Genomic DNA, 6558 nt, shown 5'->3' with positions numbered 1-6558 from the left:
CACGATACGGGCAATACTCTGATTTTCTTTGCGGATATCCGACCAGCGGTTAACCATGTGATAAGTGGTTAACAGCAGAACAACAATGAGAGCCGGCACGGTCCCTACCAGCAGGATTCTCCGCCGGATTGACCACTGCCTGAGGCTCATCAGTGCTCCCTCTCATCTTTTGTCAGTTGTGACGCCAGAGGTTCCGCATCGGGCAGCAGCAGATTCAGGGAGCGGCCAACCTGCTGGTTATAACGGACTTTAAAGTAGGGATTATAATCTGCGTCAGGCCATACATGTTCTTTCAGGCCGGTCAGAAGCATTTCACTGAGGCGATGTGCAACATCATCAATATCGCTGTATGTCGTCGCCAGCGCCCCAGCCTTGATATAGGCACTGGAGGGACCGATTAAGGGTTTATTCTGCCGGTAAGCCGTAATCAGAATATTTTTGATATTGGTCGAGCTGTACAGTTCGGTATCGTACGTACCAATTAGTGCGTGGCTGTTTTTTAACAGATCCAGCAAAGCACGATTAAGATTCTCGTATTGATCAACGAAGTACGGTGTAACCAGTGATTGCTGTAAAGGCAGCGAGGACAGCCCGGAGTTTTTCCACTCCGATTTATCCTGCATCAGAATCCCCAGCGGGCGGTCTGCACCAAGAATACTTTTAGCCAGAGCGATCTGTCGCTTCAGCGGAGGTTCGAGGTACAACGCGGAAGCCAGCTTCGAACTGACGGCTGCAACCGCATCACGGCTGACAAACACAGCAACCGCAGGAGGGCTTTCAGCAAAAGACCAGGCTTCCAGAGCCTGAGGACCAACCAGAACAACCGCAGCATAAGATTGCCAGCCAGTGGGCGGCGGATTATTCAGCAGACGTAATTCCGCTGTAATATCCAGACGCTCAGCCGTTTTTTGCAGTAACTGTTCAACGGAGGGCAGCTTCTCATGAACAACAAATGCAATCTGGGTATTGTCAGCCTGTACAGGAAGCGCCAGCAAACATGTGAGTAAACATGCCGCAAGCCAGCGATAAAGTTTGTGTGCATCCTTGCAACAGAAATCCATTAAAAATCGAGCCCTACCTGAAAGTAATACAAGTCGCGGGTTGAATAACGCTGATCGGCATAAGTCAGGGAATTATCATCGATCAGATGCTGTACAAAAAAACCGGCCCACGGATGATAACGCCCGATCGACCATGTTTTTCTGGTATTAATTTCATAACGCCGATAACGATTGGAGCCGTTATAAGCATCCAGCCAGAAATGCGAAGCGGTAAGACTCCAGTCTTCACCCTGATGATGCCAGCTCATCACCAGATTATCTTTCGCAGTCTGCCGCAGCTCGACCACGGACAGTGAGCGACGCTGTTTTTCTGTCAGTTCGGAGGTATCGCCAAGAGTTACATCCGCATCAATATAAGCTGCAGTCATCCAGAACCAGTTATGGCTGTCAGCCTGCCATTGTAACTGCATTTCGGCGCCATTGACATTCATCTTAGTATCCGACTCAACCGATAAAGAATTCAGGGCAATATGGTCCGATATCAGTTGAGTCAACCTGTCCTGATAGACCTTAACATCCAGTTCAAGGTTCAGAGCCGAGAATTTCCCGTAATAACCAAGCTCGGTACTGGCAATTTTTTCATGCTGAAGATCGCGCGAATCAGGGGGCTGATTCACATAAAGCCGGCTACTATCGAGGTTCAGATAATTCGTAGTCAGCCCAGAAACCCGAACAGAATACTCAGGTTCTTGTTCCAGTAAATCTGGTGAACGTACTGCTTCGGAATACACCAGACGAATACTGTGCTGTGGCGCCAGCAACCAGTTAAGGGCTATTCGCGGTGAAAATGCGTTGTCGTTGGTATCTTCCATTTCGTACATACCGCCGGCATTCAGCAGCAGGTATGACGTCATCCGCCATTCGGCATTGGCAAACAAACGGTAGGTATCGTTATGTACTTTACCGTTGAAATAGGTTTCTGAATCAACCTGATCGCGACGGAAACTGGCGCCGGAAACGGTACGGAAAGTGTCACTCCACTGTACCGTATCCTGCCATTCGATATCGTAGCGCTCTTCACGCATTTCCCGCCGGGTATCGCCACAGGTACTGTCCTTCAGCTGAGAAAAATCACTGCCGTTAAAACCATTCTGGTAAATATCTCCGGCACTGTTCAGCTGTTCCTGAGTAATATCCAGATCTTCCGGGGAAAAACCCAGTTCCTCTATAAAAGACTTCTTGATTAGAGCATTACCGCCCAATGTTTGCTTGAGAACCTGGGGTGTCAGAAAACCACTTCCCATTCCGGCATAAAGTTCCTGTATATCAGGGATGTCATTGTTATTACTGTCTTCTGGACGATCTGCCAGATAACTCAGCAGCACGACGGCATTCGCCCACTGCGGATTATCCTGATACAACGCGAATAATCCCGGATCTAGCCCCACCACTGGTAAACAGGCTGCACTGAGCTGCCGACGATTATCAATCTGCCAGTAAGCCTGCAGGTGAGAGCTGTGATCGGTGCTGAATTCTTTGCGCAACCGCGTCCACAAATAACCTTGCCGGGTTTCCTGATCCGGTGGATCCTGTTCATAAGACTCACTGCGGATATCAGTGTGCCCCTGCTTCAGTGATGCCTGCATATTCAGCTGGGTTGTGCTGTCCACCGGGCGGTTGAAGTAGGCGGTTATAAAGCCATGACGTTTACTGTCACGGTAGTCATCATCACCATTGCGGGCATAACGTCCGTCATAACCATCATCGGCGCGAATCTGCGCGGAAATACGGTAGCTGTTCTGATTACTCTCCCCCGAGTAGCTGACAAAAGCATCGTCCACGCCATTATTACCGTTGCGGTAGCGCACACGGGTACCCAAGGTATCTCCCGGATGCTTGGTGACGATATTGATCACACCCAAAAAGGAGTTTGCACCGTAACTGGCCGCGTTCGGGCCACGGGTGACCTCTATACGCAGAATATCCTCCATGGCTACCGGAATATCATCCCAGACAACCGAGGCAATCCCCGCCTTGAAGACCGAGCGACCATCCACCAGCACCTGCAGACGACGCATAATGCTGGGGTTAGAGGCGTGATAGGCGATGGATGCATTATTCTCATCATCGCCATGGCCCATGCTCATGCCCGGCACAAAGCGCATCAGCTCCGGCAGAGTACGGACGCCCCAGGCCGCAATCTGGGCGGCCTCAATTACCGTAACACTGGCGGGCACCTCTGCACGCGGTTGCTTAAGGCGGGATGCGGTCAGCACCACCGGTATATCGTCATCCAGGACAAAAGGCGCATCCAGCTCAAAATCGTCGTACTCATCCGCCAGCAGTGCATCTGACACAAGCAGCGCACCACACAGACTGATAATTCTTGAAATTTTTGACATGGTTATTTGGGTCATTCCACACACCAGAAATCCCGGCAAGCACTTGGCAGCTGCAGGTTCCATCGGCCAAAACCGGCATCGGACCGTACATCTGGGGTAACAGAAACAGGCACGGGCTTATTTCAGAAGCTTTAAGGGAGTTTAGGCGCCAGAGTCTCATCGGTAAACGTCGGACGCGCTTTATACTTATGGCAGACTGACAGAGCAAGGCCCAGCCGATATAATCCGCGCATTCTGTTCATTAACCCCTGGGAAACTCCTATGAGCTACAACTCCATTCCGGCCGGTAAAGACCTGCCTAACGATTTCTACGTTGTTATCGAAATTCCGGCCAACCACGCGCCGATCAAATATGAAATCGATAAAGACATGGACTGCCTGCTGGTTGACCGTTTCATGGCTACCCCTATGTTTTATCCGGCCAACTACGGTTACATCCCAAACACACTGGCCGACGACGGTGACCCACTGGATGTACTGGTGGTCACTCCTTACCCGGTACAGCCAGGTTCTGTTATCCGTGCCCGTGCGGTTGGCGTACTGAACATGGAAGACGAAGCCGGTGGCGATGCCAAGCTGGTTGCGGTTCCACACCAGAAGCTGACTCAGATCTACAACGATGTAAATGACATCGACGATGTTCCACAGCTGCTGCGTGACCAGATTTCTCACTTCTTTGAAAACTACAAAGATCTGGAAAAAGGCAAGTGGGTTAAGGTTCAGGGCTGGGGCAACGCTGAAGAAGCCCGCGGCATGATCGTTAAAGCTGCAGAAGCTGCCAAATAAGCGCTACCGCACTTATTCACAACCATAAAAAAGGGAGCACAGGCTCCCTTTTTATATTTGCACTAACGGCTTACCAAGCACTGACCACTCAGCGGCCCTGCGCACGCAGCTCAGCAAGTGCCTGCTCTGCCTTAAGAGCACGCTCTTCAAACTCTACCTGAGCCGTTACATCTTTCTGAATACCGATGTAATAAGTCAGCTGATCCTCACTGTTATAAACCGGAGAGATACTCAGCTCGTTCCAGAACAGACTGCCATCTTTGCGATAGTTACGCAGAATAACCCGTGAGCTTTTGCCATCACTGATTGCGCTGCGGATAGTGGTCAACCCTTCCTGATCACGGTCACCCGCCTGCAAAAAACGGCAATCCTGATAAAGAATTTCATCGGCACGGTAGCCAGTCAGGCGCTCAAACGCTTTATTCACATAAATCAGAATATTGTCATCACCTTCCTGCTCTGCGATAACAATTCCGTCATTGGACGCATCAACGGCCTTCTTCAACAATTCCAGACTGATAGGGCCCTGCTCGTCGTTCAGGTCATTGACCATGGTTGCCTCCATTTTTTAGTCCGCCCAAGGTAATTTCCAGGCCGCCTGCGGTCAAGTAGGCGCTTTATTGCATTGCTCTTTTTTACTTTGTGTATAAGTACTTATAGAATCTGAACAACTTTGCACAGCCACACTCCGGCACGCTATAACCCCGGAATCAGTAACACCAGAGCCAGCGGAGAACCACCGGCGATGTCAAACCCCGCAAGCGATTCACAAATGGCCTATTACCCGATCCGGATCGTCTCCAGTGAGACAGGAGTCAACGCCATCACTCTGCGAGCCTGGGAACGGCGCTATGGCCTGATTACACCCAAACGCACGGCGAAGGGACACCGTCTCTACACAGAGCAGGATATCCGCCTAATCCGCCAGGTCGTAGCCCTGCTCAACCGCGGCATCCCCATCTCCCAGGCTCAGGCCATGATCAATAATGGCGAAGAGCTGCCTGAAGCACCAATCAGCACGCCGGCCAGACCTTCACAGTGGCAGCACTATCGCGAACGGCTGCATAAGTCCGTACAGGATTTTGACGATCAACAGGTAGCTGACTTATTCCACGAAGTTGGCCAGTTCTTTCCCGTTGATGTGGCGATGCGTTTCCTGTTTATACCGCTGTATCACCATCTGCGCGACAACAGCAGCCAGACACTGGGAGTGGCCAGATTGCGGTTTTACTCTGCAATTCTGCAGTCCCGTCTGGCAGCGCGGCTAAGTGACAACACCGGCGATGATCCGGACAGCGGGCAGTCACCACTGATACTGATAGCAAACTGCACCTGGGAAGACGATATCCAACAGTTACAGTCAGCCATACTGCTGAAACAGCTGGGCCTGCATCCGGTCTGGTTCAGCGGCATGCTGACCCCGGATCAACTCACGGAACTGCTGCAGGCCAGACCCTGGCAGGCGGCAGTGCTTCACATTGGCAATGACCAGAACGACATGCAGCTTGGTCAGTTGCAGCGCCTGGCCCGCGAAGGCGGTTTGCCGGTATTTGTCAGCGGGCATAACACGAACCATCAAAGCGCCCTGCTCGCCCATGGTCTGATAACCCTTGGCGATGACATCCACCAGGCGGCCCTGACCATCCGCGACCTGCTGACGAGCCTGCCCGAATGAGCACTGCTGTATACGAATTACTGTTACGCCATCCCGACCTGATTACCGCCAACACTCTGATTATTGGTGCGGAAGCCGATTTACCCGCCGGCTGGCAAACACTGCTGAAAACCACGGGCGCTCAGGTTCTGACCTGGGACTGGCTGACCGCTCAGGCATACCGGCCGCTGGGGGAACCGCAGGTGCGTTTTGCCATTCCGCAGCCACAGGATATTACGGACAAACAGGTCATTCTGCTGTGGCCGAAAGCCAAGCAGCAGGCCCTGGCACTGCTTCAGCTGGTTGCCACTCAGGTACAGGAATGCTGGATCGTCGGCGCTAACGACGCCGGTGGTAAAAGCATCGGCAAAGCCTGCGCCGCACTGAGCGAAAGCAGCGAAAAAACCGACTCGGCCCGCCATTGCAGCCTCTGGAACCTGCAGCTCCGGGCCAACAACGAATTTAACTGGCTGAAGCAGGCCCAGTCGTTTAACTGGCAGGAGCAGGCCTACCTGACCCTGCCGGGAGTCTTCAGCCATGGCAAACTGGATACCGGCACCGCGCTGCTGCTGGAGCATGTTCCTGCACCGTCACACGGCAAACTTCTGGATCTTGGCTGCGGTTCCGGGGTTATTGGTCTGAGCATGAAAGCTGCCGAGCCGGCGCTGGATATCACCCTCGCCGATATCGATGCCTTTGCCATCCGCAGCAGCCA

Annotated in this window: 6 protein-coding genes; 3 read left to right on the top strand and 3 right to left on the bottom strand. The window is 52.3% G+C overall.

Annotation, left to right across the window (positions count from 1 at the left end):
* Window positions 1-149: 149 nt before the first annotated feature.
* Entirely contained in the window at window positions 150-995 is an 846-nt protein-coding gene (locus tag B3P58_RS20695; RefSeq protein WP_230330600.1) for a hypothetical protein, read from the bottom strand.
* Window positions 996-1060: 65 nt separating this feature from the next.
* The gene (locus tag B3P58_RS20690) at window positions 1061-3418 is read right to left on the bottom strand and encodes a TonB-dependent receptor plug domain-containing protein (RefSeq protein ID WP_230330599.1); all 2358 of its coding nucleotides are present in this window, start codon (window positions 3416-3418) and stop codon (window positions 1061-1063) included.
* 246 nt (window positions 3419-3664) lie between these two features.
* Between B3P58_RS20690 and ppa the strand changes: the two genes are divergently transcribed.
* Window positions 3665-4189 (top strand): inorganic diphosphatase, encoded by a 525-nt coding sequence (gene ppa / locus B3P58_RS20685; RefSeq protein WP_230330598.1) that lies wholly within the window; start codon window positions 3665-3667, stop codon window positions 4187-4189.
* An 88-nt stretch (window positions 4190-4277) separates the two neighbouring features.
* Here ppa and B3P58_RS20680 read toward each other — a convergent pair whose 3' ends face one another.
* Window positions 4278-4742: a PAS domain-containing protein gene (locus tag B3P58_RS20680; protein ID WP_145466349.1), complete on the bottom strand. Its 465-nt coding sequence runs from the start codon at window positions 4740-4742 to the stop codon at window positions 4278-4280.
* A 192-nt stretch (window positions 4743-4934) separates the two neighbouring features.
* On the opposite strand from B3P58_RS20680, the gene B3P58_RS20675 reads away from it, so the two are divergent.
* Both B3P58_RS20675 and B3P58_RS20670 read left to right on the top strand, forming a co-directional pair.
* The gene (locus B3P58_RS20675) at window positions 4935-5864 is read left to right on the top strand and encodes a MerR family transcriptional regulator (protein ID WP_145466351.1); all 930 of its coding nucleotides are present in this window, start codon (window positions 4935-4937) and stop codon (window positions 5862-5864) included.
* Window positions 5861-6558: methyltransferase (locus B3P58_RS20670; protein WP_286720391.1), on the top strand; the 698-nt coding region annotated here is incomplete at its 3' end. The genes B3P58_RS20675 and B3P58_RS20670, both read left to right, overlap by 4 nt.

Origin of the sequence: Thalassolituus sp. UBA2009, assembly GCF_002335285.1 — a bacterium.
Classification (GTDB): Bacteria; Pseudomonadota; Gammaproteobacteria; order Pseudomonadales; family Oceanobacteraceae; genus Venatoribacter; species Venatoribacter alkanivorans.
This window is presented reverse-complemented; position numbering and strand designations above follow the sequence as displayed.